This is a genomic window from Vibrio sp. CCB-PB317, assembly GCF_022808245.1.
Classification (GTDB): Bacteria; Pseudomonadota; Gammaproteobacteria; order Enterobacterales; family Vibrionaceae; genus Vibrio; species Vibrio diabolicus.
In genome coordinates, this window is record NZ_JALGNU010000001.1 from 1,732,979 (window position 1) to 1,750,758 (window position 17,780).

The window sequence follows — 17,780 nt, forward strand, 5'->3', positions numbered from 1 at the left end:
AATGGTGAGTCGTTTGTTTGCTTCATGTTCTATGTTCTGAGGTAGCCTTTGCCTCTCATGCTTGATAAGAAGAAGTTTAGTGCCAACGCTAAAGATAGTAATACAATTCCTAATGCAACTCCTTGCGCAAAAGCACCTTTGCTGCTTTCCATTGCGATAGCGGTCGGAATATTGCGCGTTACGCCCATAATGTTTCCGCCTACCATCATTGAGCAGCCCACCTCGGTTACGATACGTGAGAACCCTGCAATGATAGCTGCGAGTAGAGGAAAGCGGGTTTCCCAAATCATCGTAGCGGCCACGCGCGGAATGGAGACGCCTAGCGTGATGGCAGTTTCCACAGCGCGACGGTCGCTAGATTGCAATGCACCATGCATCATCGATACCAAAACAGGGAAACAGATCACCATTTGGCCGAAAATCATCGCCTTCTGAGTGAACAGCATTTGCCAGTCTCCCCAAGGGCCAGCGCGCGACAGCAACATGTACAGCAACAGGCCAATCACGACGGTAGGGACCGCTTGCAGCGTATTCACGATCGACAACAAAAACCATTTACCGCGAAAGTCGGTATACGCCAGTACAAAGGACATCAAAATAGCCGGCAATACCACTAAAGATATTGCCGTGATAGAAACACTAAAGGAGACCGCAACGATCTCCCATAGGTCTGCATCAAAATTCACCAGTAAGCGAAGCGCTTCCAGTGTTGTATCAGCAAGATTCATATTGCGTTATTTGCTCTCAGCATTCGCAACAAACAGTTGTTTACCGTTTAGGCGGAAACCATTGATAAGTTCCTGTCCGCGAGGGTTCACCAACCAATCACTGAATGCTTTCGCGCCTTGGTAGTTGATTGTTGGGTAACGCTCAGGATTAACAAGAATAACTTGGTACGGGTTAAACAGTTTTTCATCGCCTTGGAACAGAATTTCTAGATCCAATTTGTTTTGATAAGCCAACCATGTGCCGCGGTCTGTCATGGTGTAGCCTTGCATTTCAGACGCCATGTTCAGAGTTGGGCCCATACCTTGACCTACGCTGCGGTAACCGCCAAAGTTTGGTTCGATTTTAGTTTGAGCCCAGAAGCCCATTTCTTTTTTGTGCGTACCAGAATCATCGCCGCGAGAGATGAACGTTGCGTTTTTGTTTGCGATCTCTTTGAATACATCTAACACGCCTTCGTCATTTTTGATTTTTGCTGGGTCAGCTTTCGGGCCAACAATTACAAAGTCGTTATACATCAGTTTACGAGGTAGAACGCCGTAGCCTTTCTCAACGAATGTGCCTTCGGCTTTTGGTGCGTGTGTCATCACCAAATCTACGTCACCGTTTTCGCCCATTTTTAAGGCCTTGCCAGTACCCGCAGCGATAACATCGACTTTGTAGCCCGTGTCTTTCTCAAATTGTGGAAGCAGGTAATCAAGTAACCCTGAATGGTAAGTACTGGTAGTGGTTGCTAGGCGAACGTGCTCGCCATCTTGAGCGGAAAACGCAGAGTAACTTACAAGCGTGATTGACGTCGCAGCCAGAGTTAGCGCAATTTTTTTCATTTTTATATGTTCCTTTCCAATGATTCTTTGGCTTTTCTCCCGATGTATTGGGAGAGGCCTCTTGGGCGAGAGCGATTAGTTCAAAGTGCAAGTTGTCTTAGGGTGTTGGAATAACAAACACCAACATCCTGAGATCACTTGAATACGCCCTGTAGCCACCTTATAGCAAACAAGATGCCAACCTTTTACAAGCGAAAAGTGCTCGATTTATGCACTAAATCATGGGGTTATTTGCACAAAAGTTTGCGTTGGTACAAAATGTCGCACTTTTTGTAGGGTATCTCTGTTTAAACTTGGTACACTCTGTCCCATCCGAAGCCATCTGGGGTAAATATGTCTACTCAATCCCATATTAGTACAAACCAACAATATAACGCCTTTTCCGTACTGGTCGTTGATGATGAATTGGGCATGCAAGCCATTTTGAAAAAGGCATTGGGGAAGCTTTTCTCACATGTCGACACTGCTGGCAGCATCGAAGAAGCAGAGCAACTGCGTAATTCTCGACATTATGATCTGATTTTACTGGATATTAATCTGCCGGGGCGCTCTGGGATTGAGTGGGAAGAAGCGTTTGAAGATGACGACAAACGTGCCGATGTGATCTTCATGACGGGCTATGCGGATTTAGAGATTGCTATTCGCGCACTTCAACTTGGTGCTTCTGACTTTATCCTAAAGCCCTTCAACCTAGAACAAATGCTAAAAGCGGTCAGTCGCTGCATGGACCGACGTCTAAACGAGCGCATGCAGTACGCCATGAAGCGCGATTACCAACGTCACAATACCTCCGAGATCATCGGTGGTTCAGAGAAAACGCGTCAGCTTAAGCAGCTGATTAACCAGTTTGCACCATCGCGAGCTTCTGTTTTGGTGGAAGGTGAGTCGGGTACGGGTAAAGAGCTGGTTGCGCGAGGTATTCACCAGGCGAGTGGGCGAACGGGCCCATTTGTGCCTATCAACTGTGGAGCAATTGCGCCAGAGCTACTTGAAAGTGAGTTATTTGGTCATACATCGGGCGCGTTTACCGGTGCTAAAAAATCTCGTGAAGGTTTGTTCCGCGTAGCAAATGGCGGCACCTTGTTCCTCGATGAAATCGGGGAAATGCCACTTGCAATGCAAGCGTCGCTGTTACGCGTTTTGGAGCAGCGTACTATCCGTCCTGTTGGTTCAGAAAAAGAAATCAGCATTGATGTCCGTATTGTTGCCGCCACCAACCGAAACCTGCAAGAAGAGGTCAACCAAGGCAACTTCCGCAGTGACCTGTATTACCGTTTAAACGTTCTGAAAATTGAAGTGTGTCCGCTGCGTGAGCGCAAAACCGATTTGTTTGAGCTCGTGCCATTTTTTAGCAATATGCTGACGCGGGAGCTTGGTATGCCTGCTCCAAAATGGGCGCACGAAGATATGGAAGCGATGAGCGAGTACGATTGGCCAGGCAATATTCGTGAACTGAAAAACTTGATTGAGCGATGCATTTTGCTTGGCAAACCGCCTGCGCATTATTGGCGGGAGCTAAATGGTGGACACTCATTGCCTAATGTGTCGATTACCGTTTCTCATTCTGCTGAACTACCGACGTTTAAAGAAGGTAGAGAGTTCACTGGTGAGGGGTATCCAAACAACTGGACACTGAAAGAAGTCGAAAAAGCGCATATAAAACAGGTCGTTAATTTGCACGAAGGCAACAAATCAGCCGCTGCTCGTGACTTAGGCGTTGCGCGTAAGACCTTAGAACGTAAGTATAAAGAATGGGATTCTGAGGATGAGGAATATGCCGACTAACGGCCCGCAGCACAAAGGATTGTCGAAATGGACGCACCGTTTTAAAACCATGGTGCGTTATCGCTTATTATTTTTAACCTCCGCACCTATCTTCCTCACTTTGATAGCCCTGATCGGGATTACCATTTATTGGTCCATTCATTATACGTGGCAAAATGCACTGCTGGATGTTTCTGAACGTTTGGGAGTTGCAAATAACAGCGTAACGTTGTTACAGCAAAAGCAATCGAATTACGTACGTGCGTTTGCTGACTCGTACGATTTTCGTATTCGCATCAATCAAGGGATACCGCAAGATGAGCTGCAAAAGTGGGTCACTGAGCAGAAGAAAAGATATGCTTTAGATTTTCTCTCTTTCCAACGCGTCAACTCGATGGAAAACAAATTCCGCTTTATGGATCTCACTAAGCGAGAATCGTTTTTTGATGTACTCAATAAAGAAGAACTCGAACGCCTCGATCCTGAACTCGCTAAACGAGCGGAAGTGCCTATTCTTGCCGATGGGGGCATGGAAGCACGTGGGCTAGTCAGTCGAACCGTGATTCCTGTGCATAGCCAAACGAATGATTTGATCGGCTTTCTTGATGGTGGTTTGCTTCTCAATAACAGCACTGTATTGGTAGATCAAATTCGCGACTTAATCTATCTCAGCGATAATGATCGCCTTCGTCCGGTTGGCACATTGACCGTATTTCTTGATGATTTGCGTGTGAGCACCAACGTTCCTCTAGACAGCGAGCATAGGTTAGGGCGCGCCATAGGCACTCGCGTGAGCGCAGAAGTGTATAACCAAGTACTTTCAAAAGGTGAGCAGTGGGTTGACCGAGCCTATGTGTATGACGCTTGGTATATTACGGCGTATCAACCGATCAAAGACCAATACGACAACGTCATTGGTATGCTTTATACCGGTTACCTAATGTGGCCATTCGTTAAAGCCTACATGACCAACATTGCAGAAATTAGCTTGATTACGGTTATGTTATTGCTGGTTTCCGGCGTGATGGTATATCGCGGTTCTTATGATCTGTTTCGACCGATCGAACGCATCCATAAAGTGGTGAAGCAGGTCCAACAAGGAAAAGAAAAACGGATTGGTCCGTTGGGATTGGATGCCGATCATGAACTTGCGCAGTTAGCCAGACAGTTTGATGATATGTTAGACGCGCTAGAAGAGCGCAAAATTGAACTGAAGAACTCCGCAGCGCAACTTGAATGCAAAGTTCAAGAGCGTACGGCAAGCCTTAGAGAAAAAACCCAAGATCTAGAGCTGCATATTCAATTGCTTAACCAAACCCGCGACAAACTCGTTGTTCATGAAAAACTGGCAGCACTGGGAGAACTCACCGCGGGGATTGCTCACGAAATCAATAACCCAACCGCCGTGATCCTTGGCAACGTGGAGTTGATCCACTTTGAGTTGGGTGACGATGCAAGTCGAGTACAAGAAGAGATTGATGCGATTCACGCGCAAATCGACCGTATTCGCAATATCACGCGTAGTTTATTGCAATACAGTCGCCAAGGTGGTGTTCAAGATGAAATCACTTGGCAACATGTCAATCCTATCATTGATGAAAGCATCACCTTGGTTAAAACGGGCACCAAGAAACGCGACGTCGAGTTTGTGACTGATCTACAAGCGCAAACGTCCGTTGAGATAAACCGTCACCACTTGCTACAAATCTTAGTTAATTTGCAAATGAATGCCATTCACGCAATGAACGGCAAAGGCACGTTAACCGTAGTCAGTGAAGACTGGATTGACGAGGGCGAAGTGAAAGGAGCCGCGATTCATGTTATTGACGAGGGTTGCGGTATTAAGCCAGAAAACTTGAATCGAATCTTCTCACCATTTTACACGACGAAGCGAGAGGGTACTGGATTGGGACTGTCGGTCTCTCAAAGTATCCTCAGCCAAACGGGTGGTGAGCTAAAAGCCGAGTCGGAATGGGGAAAGGGCAGTAAATTCAGTATTTATTTACCTAAAAAAGCCGAGCTGATCCTAGAGGTGACGAATATCGCTTAGTCACTTGTTGTAAGCATTACGGAAGAAAGAGCCAGTTATAATACTGGCTCTTTTTTGTATTCAATGACGCATTTGTGCTTGAGCTTTTTGCTTTGAAGAAGCACTGCGATGGTTTCACTAGCGATGAATTAATAAAAACAACACTTGCAGTATGTAGCATGAACAAGTACCGTTGCCCGGTTTTTCTAAATACACCCCAATTGCTAAGGTAAAGGTTTTGATCTCCACAGCGAATATTACTCAACAATTCGGCGCTAAGCCGCTATTCGAAAACATTTCAGTTAAGTTCGGCGAAGGTAATCGCTACGGCTTAATTGGAGCTAACGGTTGTGGTAAATCAACCTTTATGAAGATCCTCAGCGGCGAGCTTGAGCAAACCAGCGGTAACGTGAGTTACGATCCAAACGAGCGCGTTGCAAAACTAAACCAGGACCAGTTCGCTTACGAAGAATTTACGGTAATCGATACCGTTATCATGGGTCATAAAGAGCTATGGGAAGTGAAGAAAGAGCGTGACCGTATCTACTCACTTGCTGAAATGAGTGAAGAAGACGGCATGAAAGTGGCTGACCTAGAAGTTCAGTTTGCGGAAATGGACGGCTACATGGCAGAAGCCAAAGCGGGCGAGCTTCTTCTTGCGGTGGGTATTCCAATGGAGCAGCACTTCGGCCTAATGAGTGAAGTGGCGCCGGGCTGGAAGCTTCGTGTGCTTCTAGCGCAAGTTCTATTCGCAGACCCAGACGTTATGCTGCTTGACGAACCTACCAACAACTTGGACATGGATACGATCCGTTGGTTGGAAGACACGCTAAACGCGCGTAACTGCACGATGATCATCATCTCGCACGACCGCCACTTCCTAAACTCAGTATGTACGCACATGGCTGACTTGGATTACGGTGAACTGCGCATTTACCCAGGTAACTACGATGAGTACATGACAGCAGCTTCTCAAGCTCGTGAACGTCTATTAAACGACAATGCGAAGAAGAAAGCACAAATTGCAGAGCTACAAACGTTCGTTGCACGTTTCTCAGCAAACGCATCGAAAGCAAAACAAGCGACATCTCGTGCGAAGCAAATCGACAAGATCAAACTGGATGAAGTTAAAGCGTCTAGCCGTCAAAACCCATTCATTCGTTTCGAACAGTCGAAAGAGCTGTTCCGTAACGCTCTGATTGTTGAAAACCTAAGCCAAGGTTTCGAAGAGGACTTGTTCTCAGACTTCAATGCAATTTTTGAAGTGGGTGAGCGCGTTGCGATCATCGGTGAGAACGGTGTGGGTAAAACAACACTTCTAAACACGCTTGCTGGTGTGCTTGAACCGCGTGCGGGTGAGTACAAATGGTCTGAAAACTCAAACATCGGTTACTACGCGCAAGACCACGCGCATGACTTTGCAGAAGACATGAACCTAACGGATTGGATGGGTCAATGGCGTCAAGAAGGTGATGACGAGCAAGTCGTTCGTGGTTTCCTTGGTCGTATGCTGTTTGGTCAAGACGACATTAAGAAGTCAGTAAAAGTACTATCTGGTGGTGAGCAAGGTCGTATGTTGCTTGGTAAGCTGATGATGCACAAGCCAAACATGCTGCTAATGGACGAACCAACCAACCACATGGACATGGAATCGATTGAATCTTTGAACACCGCGCTTGAGCAATACAAAGGCACGTTGTTCTTCGTATCTCACGACCGTGTATTCGTAGACTCGCTAGCAACGCGTATTATCGAAATTCGCGATGGCAAGATCACGGACTTCAAAGGCACGTACTCTGAGTTCCTAAAATCTCGTGGCGTTGACGCGTAATTACTCGCGAAGTGTTTAAAAAGCAAAAGCCTCGCTATTTAGCGAGGCTTTTTATATTGGTCTTAATCCTTAAACTGACCGGTTATATACGCATATATGCCGACGACACCAAATGTAATGATCATTGAGAGCATGATGCCACTGGGCGTGAGCAAAAAATTCCACAGTTGGTCATTGTCCATAGTTCACATCCTTTGTGAATGAGCTGTAGTTAGCATCAATTAAAGCAAGCGTTGTATTGCTACAACACATGTTGCTATTTCTGACTTATATCGTTTAATTAAGCCTTCATAACGTGATGATTTACTTATCCCAATTGTTATAAGTTTACACGAATCGACGGTTTTGTATTATTTTCTCGTTAACGAGATGCACTTTCGCCTTTCACATCAAACTCAATCTTGTCGGCTCCGGTAAATACTTGGAAGCGTAAACCTTTTGCTCGCGCAATCGTCGTAATGCCAAATTGTTTCGCAAGATCTAACCCCATTTGAGTAACGCCAGAGCGAGAAAGCAGAACAGGAATGCCCATTTGGGCCACTTTAATCACCATCTCTGAAGTAAGGCGACCAGTTGTGTAGAAAATTTTATCTTCACCTGTTTCTTCTTTGAGCCACATCTCACCTGCAAGCGTATCCACTGCATTGTGGCGGCCGACATCTTCCACAAATGATAATACCTCATTGCCTTTGCAAACCGCACAGCCATGCACCGCACCTGCTTTTTTGTAGGTGTCGTTGTAATGAGTCAACGCTTCCAATGCGGAATAGATTTCTGATTGTTTAAGCGGAACTTGAGGCACTTGGTAATTCTCAAGTTGTTTCATCACGTTGCCATACATGGTGCCTTGACCACAGCCAGATGTGACGGTTTTCTTTTTCAGAGCGCCTTCTAAATGTTCGGTATTTTCTTTAGTAATCACCGCTGCGGAATGCGTTTCCCAGTCAATAATGACGGATTCAATTGCGGCTGGATCGGACAGGAAGCTTTGGTTTTTTAAATAACCCAGTACTAGCGCTTCTGGACGCGAACCTAGCGTCATGAGCGTGACCACTTCTTTCCAGTTCAGCATGACCGTAAGAGGACGCTCGCAAGCGATTTGCTTTGTGAGCTTTTCGCCGTACTCGTCGTACACATCGACTTCAATGGTTTGCAGGGGATTTTCACTGGTTTTAATAATATTTGGTTTCAGCACAGTCGTGTCCTAGTGATTAAGAGCGTTAGGTTGCTACGCATTTAGCTTGCTAAGTGGTTAGCAAAGCAAATCTCGTTCCAAAATAGCGGTTCCCACAAAAATTGCGAGGTTTTATGTCAACAATGCATTAAAACTGCGAGTTCGCAGTAATGACACATCAGTACATTTGAGTTTCGGCTAGTTTGGTACTTATAGCCAGAGGACATGAATAGGCTAAGCTTTATCAGTGTGGCTCGTTTATTGCTTATAAGTCAATAAAATGGTCGAAAGTAAGGTCAAAGTGTCCTGATTGCTTTCAGACCAAAATAGAAAAACTGGGTGAGTTATGTCGGATAAGAAAGATTTCGAGAACAATTACGAGAAGACCGAAGACGCATGGCCAATTGGCGTAGAGCTTGTTGAGCATGAGATCAGTACAGGGATTTGGGTAACAACCCAATGGCAGTTGACGGGGTTTGCGCTAAATCCGACGGAAGAGACTCCCGATATTTGTCTGTTGCAATTGCACAAAGACGAACGTACAGACTACCGCTTTAACTTAAGCTCTCAGCAACCTAAACTTTTTTTAGTGATGGATAACGTCGAGTCTGGTGAAAAACCAGCGATACAGTTACTAACGGCTTCACAATCTGTCGCGGCGCAATATATGGATGGCGACAACCTTGTACTATCCAACGATATGCCGTTAGCCGTTCAGGCTTGGATGGAAGCCTTTATTGGTCGCCACGGTGAGTTGTTAGAAGTAAGACGTAAGAAACGCAAAGGAGCGGGCAGAGCAAATGGCAACTAGTTTTTTAAGCCGTTGGTCGAAACGTAAATTAGAAGAATCTTCCCAATATGATGAAGACATAACGCCGATAGCAGAGACGGAGCAATCCGAAGATAGTGTCACAGCGCTTTCAAACGCTGACGAAAGCTCAGACGCTTTGAACGTCAATGAGGTTAGTCAGGCTCCAGACATTACCGCGAATGTAGAGACAGAAAAGCCCGAAGAAATGTCTGTGGCGCAACTGCTGGTTTCTGAAGCTTCAGAAAGCGTTAAGAAAGCCGCGCTGCGCAAAATGTTCTTGTCCGAAGAATTTAACGTGCGTGATGGCCTAGACGATTACGATGATGATTACAGTAACTTAAAGTCACTTTCTAAAGACGTCGCAGAGACGCTGCGTGATTGGGTTAAAGAAAAAGTGGAAGAAGAACCAGACGCTGAAACGACGCAAGGATCTGAACTTAACGCTGACGATATCGCATATGAGGTGGTTGAAGACGCAGAACCAAACGCCGAAAAAAGTGCCGGAATTACCCAAGATGAAAACGAACTGTATATAAACACAGTACCTGGTGAAAGTGATACTTTTTCTGAGGAATCACCTCCTAACGAGGTGAGACAAAATATACCACACAAAGAATAGGTACATTTTGACTAAATACTCAATGAACCGGCTGGGACAAAATGTCTCAACCGGTTTTTTTATCCCTACTATTTGTCGGTAAAATATCTAAGCTGTTGAATTTTAATTGATATTTTATTGGCATGACATTTGCTATTTGTTGCTCAATACCAATCTGGTTGAAGTTAGTCCGGGCCCACTGCGTAGTATTCATCGCCTATAGACGGCGGAACAAGAATGCTCATTGATAAGTTAATCAGCAGAATCTCCGGCGCTAACTACACTAAGAGATGGAAAAGACTATCCATGTTCATAAATGGAATTGAGCAATGCTGAAGCAATTATTAGAACAAGCAACTTCCAATAACGGTAAAGCGAGGCTGTACGCTTTCGAAAATACCGTAGAGTTGACCAATCTTATTCCACCAACCGTAAGCTATGAAAGCGGTGGTAACACTTTGATTGTGGGTCCAACGGCAATCATCGAAAGTGCGGCAGCGCAATTGTCGCAAATGAACAGCCTAACGCTGCTTTCTACCGATGGCGAAAAGGGCACAAATCCCGAGCTTTACTACGCCAATTCGGTTCAGGTTTCAGGGTTCTTAGGTACGTTTGAAGTTCTCATTGAAAATCATGGTTCGACCAACAACCTTGCCAAGGTCGCGATCAATAGCGATTGTTTCGATATCGTACTCGATCTTTGCCTAAACAGTTGCATGTCGGAAGAAGTACCAGTACCAGGCTACTACCCAGTCGGTCGTGGCTATCCGAAACTGGCTGAAGCGTTGGAAGAAATTCCAACCTTGATGGGGACGTTCGATAAACCGAAATTCTTCCGTTTAGATACCGATCTATGTGCACACAGCTCTCGTGGCGTAAAAGGTTGCGAACGTTGTGTGGATGCTTGCCCGGCAGGGGCACTATCGAGTGAAGGCAGCGACAAAACGGGCCATCGCATCGAGATCAACCCATACCTATGTCAAGGCGTTGGGACTTGTGCTACAGCGTGTCCGACGGAAGCTATTCATTACGCATTGCCAAACCCCGAAGATACCCAAAAGTTTATTGAACGTACGCTCGCCAACTATGAGCAAGCGGGTGGTTTAGACCCTATCGTATTGATTTGTAGTTCTCGCCACGAGAGCTACAACGTGATGGCACTAAAAGCACTGCCAGATAACCTGATTCCAATTGTGGTGGAAGAACTGCCTTCGGTTGGTATTGATACTTGGTTCGCCGCGCTTGTGAACGGTGCCACTCAGGTGCTGTTTGCGGCTTCGCGTTTTATGCCTCAAACCATTATTCGTGTACTTAATAGCGAAGTAGGTATTGCTCAAGAGTTGCTCGACCAGCTTGGTATCGCCAAAGAAACCATCGACATTCTGTATCTAGAATCACTACGTGAAGGTGCTCCGACACTTTGTACCGAGTCTTTTGATTTGGCATTAGGTGATTTGCAAGGTAACAAACGTCAGCGTCTATTTACGGCGTTGGATGCGTTGTCAGCATCGCGTATTCCAGTTGAGAACATTGTTGAACTGCCAGCGAATGCACCTTACGGCACGGTTTCTTGTGAAAGCAAAGATTGTACGTTGTGCATGAGCTGTGTGGCGGTGTGTCCAACACGTGCATTGCATACGGACGGCCAATCTCCGTCGCTTAAATTCGTCGAGCAAGACTGCATTCAATGTGGGCTGTGCGAGAAAGCGTGTCCAGAGAAAGTGCTGACGCTTACTCCTCGTATGAACTGGGTGAAAGAAGAACGCCAGAAAGCTGTTGTAATTCATGAAGAAAAGGCAGCCGAGTGCATTCGTTGTCACAAGCCTTTTGCTCCGCAATCGATGATCGACATGTTGCAAAACAAACTTCGTGGTCATTCTCATTTCTCTGATGAAGCAGCCATTAATCGCATTGCCATGTGTGAGGACTGTCGTGTGATCGACATGTTTGAATCGATGGCTGCTGATCCAATGAATCAATTGAAATACTAGGAGCTCGCAGTGGATACACAACAAGAACAAACACTGAGAACAGACATTTATCTCGTTCTATCCGCCCTTTTTCGTAGTGCGCCAAGTGATGAAATGCTGGCGTTCTTGAAATCGCTAGAAATTGAACCGTCTGAGAGCGCGATGCAAAAAGCTTGGCTCGCACTGCAACAAGCCGCGAACGAAGCGCAGCGAGAAGCGTTAGAAGAAGAATATCAAGATCTGTTTATTGGCATTGGACGTGGTGAAGTTGTGCCATTCGGGTCTTGGCATCGTACGGGCTCGATGATGGAAAAACCGTTAGCGGAAATTCGTCGCGATTTGGAACTTTTAGGCATCGAACGAGAAGAGAACGTGAAAGAGCCTGAAGACCATATTTCTGCACTATGCGAAGTGATGGCAATGCTGACGGGTGAAGAGGAAGAACTTCAACAAGCGGTGTTTAACAAACACATCGCCCCTTGGTTCCAATCTTTTACGCGCCAACTAGAGAACGCCGAAAGCGTGAACTTCTACAAGCCAGCTGCGCAGCTTTGCGATGCGTTTTTAACATTAGAGCAAGTGCGTTTTAGCGTGAACACCAAAAGCAGTAAGAGCAAATTAAAAATTGATGTGAAAAACGTCACTGATTACGAGTAATCGAGCAGTACTTGGTCATATCGATAGAGAGGCATGAGTCTCCAAAGATCTACCGTAAGGTAAGGAAGCAATGATGAAAGATAATAAAGAAATAAACACAAGCCGTAGGGATCTCCTAAAAGGCTTCACAACCGCTGCCGTTGCTGGTGCTGTTGTTGCGGGAACCACGAAAGTGGCCGTTGCTTCAGAAACGGTTGAGCCTTCTGAAAAAGACGTGAAGAAGAAAGGGTATCGTGAAACTCAACACATTCGCGATTACTACGATACACTTTAGGAGATAACGGATGAAACTTGTCAAACGCTCCGACAGTGTGAGCAAAGAAACGAACCAGCTTGGCGTATCTCGTCGTGCATTCATGAAAAACACTTCGCTTGCCGCTGGTGGCGCAGTGGTTGGTGCTAGTCTATTCGCACCGGGAATGATGAAAAAAGCGCAAGCAAAATCAGTCGATCCAGAAGCGAAAACAGAAGTAAAACGTACTATCTGTTCTCACTGTTCAGTGGGTTGTGGTATTTACGCAGAAGTTCAAAATGGTGTTTGGACGGGTCAAGAGCCTGCATTCGACCACCCATTTAACGCCGGTGGTCACTGTGCAAAAGGCGCCGCACTGCGTGAACATGGTCACGGTGAGCGCCGCCTTAAATACCCAATGAAGCTTGAAAACGGTAAGTGGAAAAAGCTTTCTTGGGATCAAGCGATCGAAGAAATCGGTAACAAGGTGATGGACATCCGCAAAGAGTCTGGCCCTGATTCGGTTTACTTCTTGGGAAGCGCAAAGCACAGCAACGAACAAGCGTACTTGTTCCGCAAAATGGCATCACTTTGGGGCACTAACAACGTTGACCACCAAGCGCGTATTTGTCACTCAACAACCGTGGCGGGTGTAGCGAACACTTGGGGTTACGGTGCGATGACCAACTCTTTCAATGACATGCACAACTGTAAGTCGATGCTGTTCATTGGTTCAAACCCAGCTGAAGCACACCCAGTAGCGATGCAGCACATTCTGATCGCAAAAGAGAAGAACAACTGTAAGATCGTCGTAGCGGATCCTCGTCGTACACGTACGGCAGCAAAATCGGATCACTATGTATCACTTCGTCCTGGTTCTGACGTTGCATTCATTTGGGGTGTGTTGTGGCACATCTTCGAAAACCAATGGGAAGATAAAGAATTCATCCGTCAACGTGTATTCGGTATGGATGAAATCCGTGCTGAAGTGGCGAAGTGGACGCCAGCAGAAGTTGAGCGTGTAACAGGCGTAAGCGAAGAAGACGTTTACCAAACCGCAAAACTGCTTTCTGAAAATCGCCCAGGCTGTATTGTTTGGTGTATGGGTGGTACTCAGCATACTACTGGTAACAACAACACACGTGCTTACTGTGTGCTTGAGCTAGCGCTTGGTAACATTGGTAAATCAGGCGGCGGCGCAAACATCTTCCGTGGTCACGATAACGTACAAGGCGCAACCGACCTTGGCGTACTTTCTGACACGCTACCGGGCTACTACGGCCTTTCTGAAGGTGCTTGGCGTCATTGGTCAAAAGTGTGGGAAATCGATTACGAATGGATTAAAGGTCGTTTCGATGACAACGCTTACGGTGGTCAAAAACCAATGCACAGTGCAGGTATTCCTGTATCTCGTTGGGTGGATGGCGTACTGGAAAACAAAGACAACATTCGTCAACGCGAAAACATCCGTGCAATGTTCTACTGGGGTCACGCAGTGAATTCTCAAACACGTGGTGTTGAGATGAAAAAAGCGATGCAGAAGTTGGACATGATGGTGATTGTGGACCCATACCCAACTGTTGCTGCGGTAATGAACGACCGTACCGACGGCGTTTACTTGCTTCCTGCAACAACACAGTTTGAAACATACGGCAGTGTTACCGCTTCTAACCGCTCTCTACAATGGCGTGATCAGGTGATTGAACCTTTGTTCGAATCAAAACCTGACCATGAAATCATGTACCTGCTTTCGAAGAAACTGGGCTATTCAGATCTTCTGTTCAAAAATATCCGTGTTGAAAACAACCAGCCGGTGATTGAAGACCTAACGCGTGAATTCAACAAAGGCATGTGGACGATTGGTTACACAGGCCAAAGCCCAGAGCGTTTGAAAGCGCACCAACAAAACTGGCATACGTTCCACAAAACCACATTGGAAGCGGAAGGTGGCCCTGTAAACGGTGAAACCTACGGTCTACCTTGGCCATGTTGGGGTACACCGGAAATGAAACACCCAGGCACACACATTCTGTACGATACGTCTAAGACGGTTGCAGAAGGCGGCGGTAACTTCCGTACGCGCTTTGGTGTGGAATTCGAAGGCAAGAGCCTTCTTGCAGAAGACAGCTACTCGAAAGGCTGTGAAATCAAAGATGGTTACCCAGAGTTCACTGACAAGTTATTGAAACAACTTGGTTGGTGGGACGATCTAACTGCTGAAGAGAAAGCGGCAGCAGAGGGTAAAAACTGGAAGACTGACCTTTCTGGCGGTATTCAGCGTGTCGCGATCAAGCACGGTTGTATTCCGTTTGGTAACGCGAAAGCGCGTGCGATTGTTTGGACGTTCCCAGACCGCGTACCACTGCATCGTGAACCACTGTACACACCACGTCGTGACCTTGTAACGGACTACCCAACTTGGGACGACAAAGATGCGATCTTCCGTGTTCCTACGTTGTATAAATCCATTCAAGAGCAAGACAAATCTGGCGAGTACCCAATCGTTCTGACTTCTGGTCGTCTGGTTGAATACGAAGGTGGCGGTGAAGAGACGCGTTCAAATCCATGGCTTGCCGAGCTTCAACAAGAAATGTTTGTCGAAGTGAACCCGAAAGACGCGAACGACCTTGGTTTCAGAGATGGTGATGATGTTTGGGTTGAAGGTGCAGAGAAGGGACGAATCAAGGTGAAAGCGATGGTAACACGCCGTGTGAAACCTGGCTTGGCGTTCATTCCGTTCCACTTTGGCGGTAAGTTCGAAGGTGAAGACCTACGTCCTAAATACCCAGAAGGTACACAGCCTTACGTTGTTGGCGAATCGGCCAACACGGCAACCACTTACGGTTACGACCCGGTTACCTTGATGCAGGAAACCAAAGTAACCCTATGTAACATTCGTAAAGCGTAAGGAGTCTGACAATGGCACGAATGAAATTTCTATGTGACACCAAACGCTGTATCGAGTGTAACGGCTGTGTTACTGCATGTAAGAACGAAAACGACGATGCTCTTGAATGGGGCATTCAACGTCGCCGCGTGGTAACACTGAACGACGGTGAAGCTGGTGAAAACTCCATCTCTGTTGCTTGTATGCACTGTACCGATGCGCCTTGTATGGCAGTTTGTCCAGCAGACTGTTTTGAACATACCGAAGACGGGATCGTTCTTCACAATAAAGATCTGTGTATCGGTTGTGGTTACTGTTTGTTTGCTTGTCCGTTTGGCGCACCTCAGTTCCCTAAACAAGAAGCGTTTGGTGAACGTGGCAAAATGGATAAATGTACTTTCTGTGCGGGCGGCCCTGAAACAGAGCCTGGCTCTGAGGAAGAGCGCCAAAAATACGGTGCGAACCGTATCGCAGAAGGCAAGTTACCAATGTGTGCATCGCTTTGTTCAACCAAAGCGCTGCTTGCGGGTGACGCAGAGAAAGTCTCTGACATTTTCCGTCAACGTGTGGTAGAACGCGGCGCGAAAAACGCAGGTTGGACAGACGGAAACGATCTTTCTTACGATGCGACGAAAAGCTAAGTAAGGAGAGGCACATGTTAAACACGCTTAAACGTGCGTCTCTAGCAATGCTGTCAATGATGACGGCATTGCTGCTGACTTTCGCAATGCCTGCTTCAGCAGAGGAACAATCTTCTAAAGTTATTCAACAGGAGATCACGCAACTCGCCGGGGCAGACTATTGGCGCGAGGTCAGAGAGGGGCAAGAAGGCTACACCACGTCTCAATCGCCAGAACATGGCGTATTGATCAGTAAACCTGGTGAGACTTGGTACATTCTAAAAGAGAAATGGATGTCTCCAGCTGGTGCTGTCGCGATTTTCGGCAGTATTGCAATGGTAATCATGGCTTACGTACTCGTTGGTCCTTTAATGCTTAGCAAGCCGCGTACTGGCAGAAAGATGAAACGTTGGTCTCGTTTAGACCGCGCGCTTCACTGGAGTATGGCGTTTACATTCTTAACCTTGGCATTCAGTGGTTTGATGCTGGTTTACGGTAAGCACTTCTTAAAACCGTACGTTCCTACTGAGTTCTGGGGCTTTATCGTCATGTTGGCGAAGCAGTACCACAATTACATGGGACCATTGTTCTTCATTTTGCTGATGCTCGTGCTCTTTAAATGGTGGCGCAAGTCGATTCCAAACATGACTGATGTTCGTTGGTTCATGAAAATGGGCGGTATGGTTGGTAAACACAAAGGCACACACCCGTCAGCTGGTTTCTCAAACGGTGGCGAGAAGGCAATCTATTGGTTATTGATCTTCTTTGGTGCTATCGCGGCAGTGAGTGGCTTAGTTCTAGATTTTCCTATCTTTGGCCAAACTCGCCGTGACATGGAGCTTTCTAACTTAGTTCACGCGATTTCGGCACTGATTCTAATCTGTGGCTTTATCTTCCACATCTATATTGGTCTATTCGGTATGGAAGGTGCGCTAGAAGGCATGGTGACAGGTGAAGTTGATGAAACATGGGCGAAAGAGCATCACGATCTTTGGTATGAAGAAGTGAAATCCAAAGAAGCGATGGGCGAAACAGATACGGCACAAACGGAAGCAAAAGGAGCGAAAGCGAATGAACAAACCTCATAACGGGATTTGGGTTGCGTACATCCTGAGCTGTCTGACTCCGTTTACGTTTCTGATCTCAGGCGTTATCGCAATTATCTATGCTGGTTACCGATTAGATAAGGGAGAAGACAGCGACGTAGTGATTTCTCATTACTACGGTTTAATTCGTACCTTCTTTCTCTACCTGACGTTTTTTGTTGTGTTGATCGTCACCGTCGCGACTTCTAATGGTGTACTCGTTGGCGTGAGTGATTATTGGTTGCATAGTACTTTGCTTGAAACCATCGCTTACTTTATTCCTTGGGTAGGGATGGTGTTTGCTGCATTAGCCATCTTGGTGTGGTTTATGCGAATGTTTCAAGGGATGCAGCAACTGCGCAATAACCAACCACACAGACCATCGACAGGTCCAAACCTTTAATCAGTATTCTTTAAGCAAAACCGCCGTAATAGGCGGTTTTTTTGTTGCTGTCATGTCTCAAATATGAAGCGCTGAGTCCCACAGGTGATACTTGATGCAACTTATTGAGTGAATTTACGTAACTGGGCAGAAAATCATAGTTAAGTAAGAAACATGTAAAAAAATC

Annotated in this window: 15 protein-coding genes; 12 read left to right on the forward strand and 3 right to left on the reverse strand. The window is 46.3% G+C overall.

Features of this window, described 5'->3' with window-relative positions:
* Positions 1-29: 29 nt before the first annotated feature.
* Complete coding sequence (locus tag MTR11_RS07980; RefSeq protein ID WP_005396188.1) at positions 30-728, reverse strand: ABC transporter permease; 699 nt, start codon at positions 726-728, stop codon at positions 30-32.
* A 6-nt stretch (positions 729-734) separates the two neighbouring features.
* A complete protein-coding gene (locus MTR11_RS07985; protein WP_005396187.1) occupies positions 735-1,553 on the reverse strand; it encodes a substrate-binding domain-containing protein in 819 nt (272 codons plus the stop codon).
* 333 nt (positions 1,554-1,886) lie between these two features.
* On the opposite strand from MTR11_RS07985, the gene MTR11_RS07990 reads away from it, so the two are divergent.
* The 3 genes from MTR11_RS07990 to MTR11_RS08000 all read left to right on the forward strand — a co-directional run bounded on the left by MTR11_RS07990 (position 1,887) and on the right by MTR11_RS08000 (position 7,177).
* Positions 1,887-3,338: a sigma-54-dependent transcriptional regulator gene (locus MTR11_RS07990; protein ID WP_005396186.1), complete on the forward strand. Its 1,452-nt coding sequence runs from the start codon at positions 1,887-1,889 to the stop codon at positions 3,336-3,338.
* Positions 3,328-5,367: a cache domain-containing protein gene (locus MTR11_RS07995; protein WP_167426580.1), complete on the forward strand. Its 2,040-nt coding sequence runs from the start codon at positions 3,328-3,330 to the stop codon at positions 5,365-5,367. The genes MTR11_RS07990 and MTR11_RS07995 overlap by 11 nt, the downstream gene beginning before the upstream one ends.
* Positions 5,368-5,584: 217 nt before the next feature.
* Complete coding sequence (locus tag MTR11_RS08000) at positions 5,585-7,177, forward strand: ABC-F family ATPase (RefSeq protein WP_012841837.1); 1,593 nt, start codon at positions 5,585-5,587, stop codon at positions 7,175-7,177.
* Positions 7,178-7,538: 361 nt separating this feature from the next.
* Here MTR11_RS08000 and MTR11_RS08005 read toward each other — a convergent pair whose 3' ends face one another.
* Positions 7,539-8,372, reverse strand: coding sequence for a formate dehydrogenase accessory sulfurtransferase FdhD (locus MTR11_RS08005; RefSeq protein WP_005396179.1), 834 nt, complete (start codon positions 8,370-8,372; stop codon positions 7,539-7,541).
* Positions 8,373-8,697: 325 nt separating this feature from the next.
* Between MTR11_RS08005 and MTR11_RS08010 the strand changes: the two genes are divergently transcribed.
* The 9 genes from MTR11_RS08010 (at position 8,698) to MTR11_RS08050 (ending at position 17,614) form a co-directional block, all read left to right on the forward strand.
* A complete protein-coding gene (locus MTR11_RS08010) occupies positions 8,698-9,162 on the forward strand; it encodes a DUF3305 domain-containing protein (protein WP_193259301.1) in 465 nt (154 codons plus the stop codon).
* Positions 9,152-9,781: a DUF3306 domain-containing protein gene (locus MTR11_RS08015; protein ID WP_213964308.1), complete on the forward strand. Its 630-nt coding sequence runs from the start codon at positions 9,152-9,154 to the stop codon at positions 9,779-9,781. Before MTR11_RS08010 ends, MTR11_RS08015 begins: the two co-directional genes overlap by 11 nt.
* Positions 9,782-10,089: 308 nt before the next feature.
* Entirely contained in the window at positions 10,090-11,751 is a 1,662-nt protein-coding gene (locus tag MTR11_RS08020; RefSeq protein ID WP_243327268.1) for a 4Fe-4S dicluster domain-containing protein, read from the forward strand.
* Between the two features lie 9 nt (positions 11,752-11,760).
* Positions 11,761-12,387, forward strand: a complete 627-nt coding sequence (locus tag MTR11_RS08025; protein ID WP_006742580.1) for a molecular chaperone — start codon at positions 11,761-11,763, stop codon at positions 12,385-12,387.
* A 73-nt stretch (positions 12,388-12,460) separates the two neighbouring features.
* Positions 12,461-12,661 (forward strand): twin-arginine translocation signal domain-containing protein, encoded by a 201-nt coding sequence (locus tag MTR11_RS08030; protein WP_005396171.1) that lies wholly within the window; start codon positions 12,461-12,463, stop codon positions 12,659-12,661.
* Positions 12,662-12,671: 10 nt separating this feature from the next.
* Positions 12,672-15,527: a formate dehydrogenase subunit alpha gene (locus tag MTR11_RS08035; protein WP_053807412.1), complete on the forward strand. Its 2,856-nt coding sequence runs from the start codon at positions 12,672-12,674 to the stop codon at positions 15,525-15,527.
* Positions 15,528-15,538: 11 nt separating this feature from the next.
* Positions 15,539-16,147 carry a formate dehydrogenase FDH3 subunit beta gene (gene fdh3B, locus MTR11_RS08040; protein ID WP_005377536.1) on the forward strand — a complete coding sequence of 203 codons (609 nt, stop codon included), beginning with the start codon at positions 15,539-15,541 and terminating at the stop codon, positions 16,145-16,147.
* A gap of 14 nt (positions 16,148-16,161) precedes the next feature.
* A complete protein-coding gene (locus MTR11_RS08045; RefSeq protein WP_047008778.1) occupies positions 16,162-17,214 on the forward strand; it encodes a formate dehydrogenase subunit gamma in 1,053 nt (350 codons plus the stop codon).
* On the forward strand, positions 17,198-17,614 hold the full coding sequence (locus MTR11_RS08050) for a membrane protein (protein ID WP_012841836.1): 417 nt from the start codon (positions 17,198-17,200) through the stop codon (positions 17,612-17,614). Before MTR11_RS08045 ends, MTR11_RS08050 begins: the two co-directional genes overlap by 17 nt.
* The last annotated feature ends 166 nt before the right edge of the window (positions 17,615-17,780 follow it).

Bases quoted from the DNA above. Each gene is read 5' to 3' on its own strand.
- MTR11_RS07995 (WP_167426580.1), top strand. From the start codon at position 3,328: ATGCCGACTAACGGCCCGCAGCACAAAGGATTGTCGAAATGGACGCAC.
- MTR11_RS08035 (WP_053807412.1), top strand. From the start codon at position 12,672: ATGAAACTTGTCAAACGCTCCGACAGTGTGAGCAAAGAAACGAACCAG.
- MTR11_RS08045 (WP_047008778.1), top strand. From the start codon at position 16,162: ATGTTAAACACGCTTAAACGTGCGTCTCTAGCAATGCTGTCAATGATG.
- MTR11_RS07980 (WP_005396188.1), bottom strand. From the start codon at position 728: ATGAATCTTGCTGATACAACACTGGAAGCGCTTCGCTTACTGGTGAAT.
- MTR11_RS07985 (WP_005396187.1), bottom strand. From the start codon at position 1,553: ATGAAAAAAATTGCGCTAACTCTGGCTGCGACGTCAATCACGCTTGTA.
- MTR11_RS08030 (WP_005396171.1), top strand. From the start codon at position 12,461: ATGAAAGATAATAAAGAAATAAACACAAGCCGTAGGGATCTCCTAAAA.
- MTR11_RS07990 (WP_005396186.1), top strand. From the start codon at position 1,887: ATGTCTACTCAATCCCATATTAGTACAAACCAACAATATAACGCCTTT.
- MTR11_RS08020 (WP_243327268.1), top strand. From the start codon at position 10,090: ATGCTGAAGCAATTATTAGAACAAGCAACTTCCAATAACGGTAAAGCG.
- MTR11_RS08010 (WP_193259301.1), top strand. From the start codon at position 8,698: ATGTCGGATAAGAAAGATTTCGAGAACAATTACGAGAAGACCGAAGAC.
- fdh3B (WP_005377536.1), top strand. From the start codon at position 15,539: ATGGCACGAATGAAATTTCTATGTGACACCAAACGCTGTATCGAGTGT.
- MTR11_RS08015 (WP_213964308.1), top strand. From the start codon at position 9,152: ATGGCAACTAGTTTTTTAAGCCGTTGGTCGAAACGTAAATTAGAAGAA.
- MTR11_RS08050 (WP_012841836.1), top strand. From the start codon at position 17,198: ATGAACAAACCTCATAACGGGATTTGGGTTGCGTACATCCTGAGCTGT.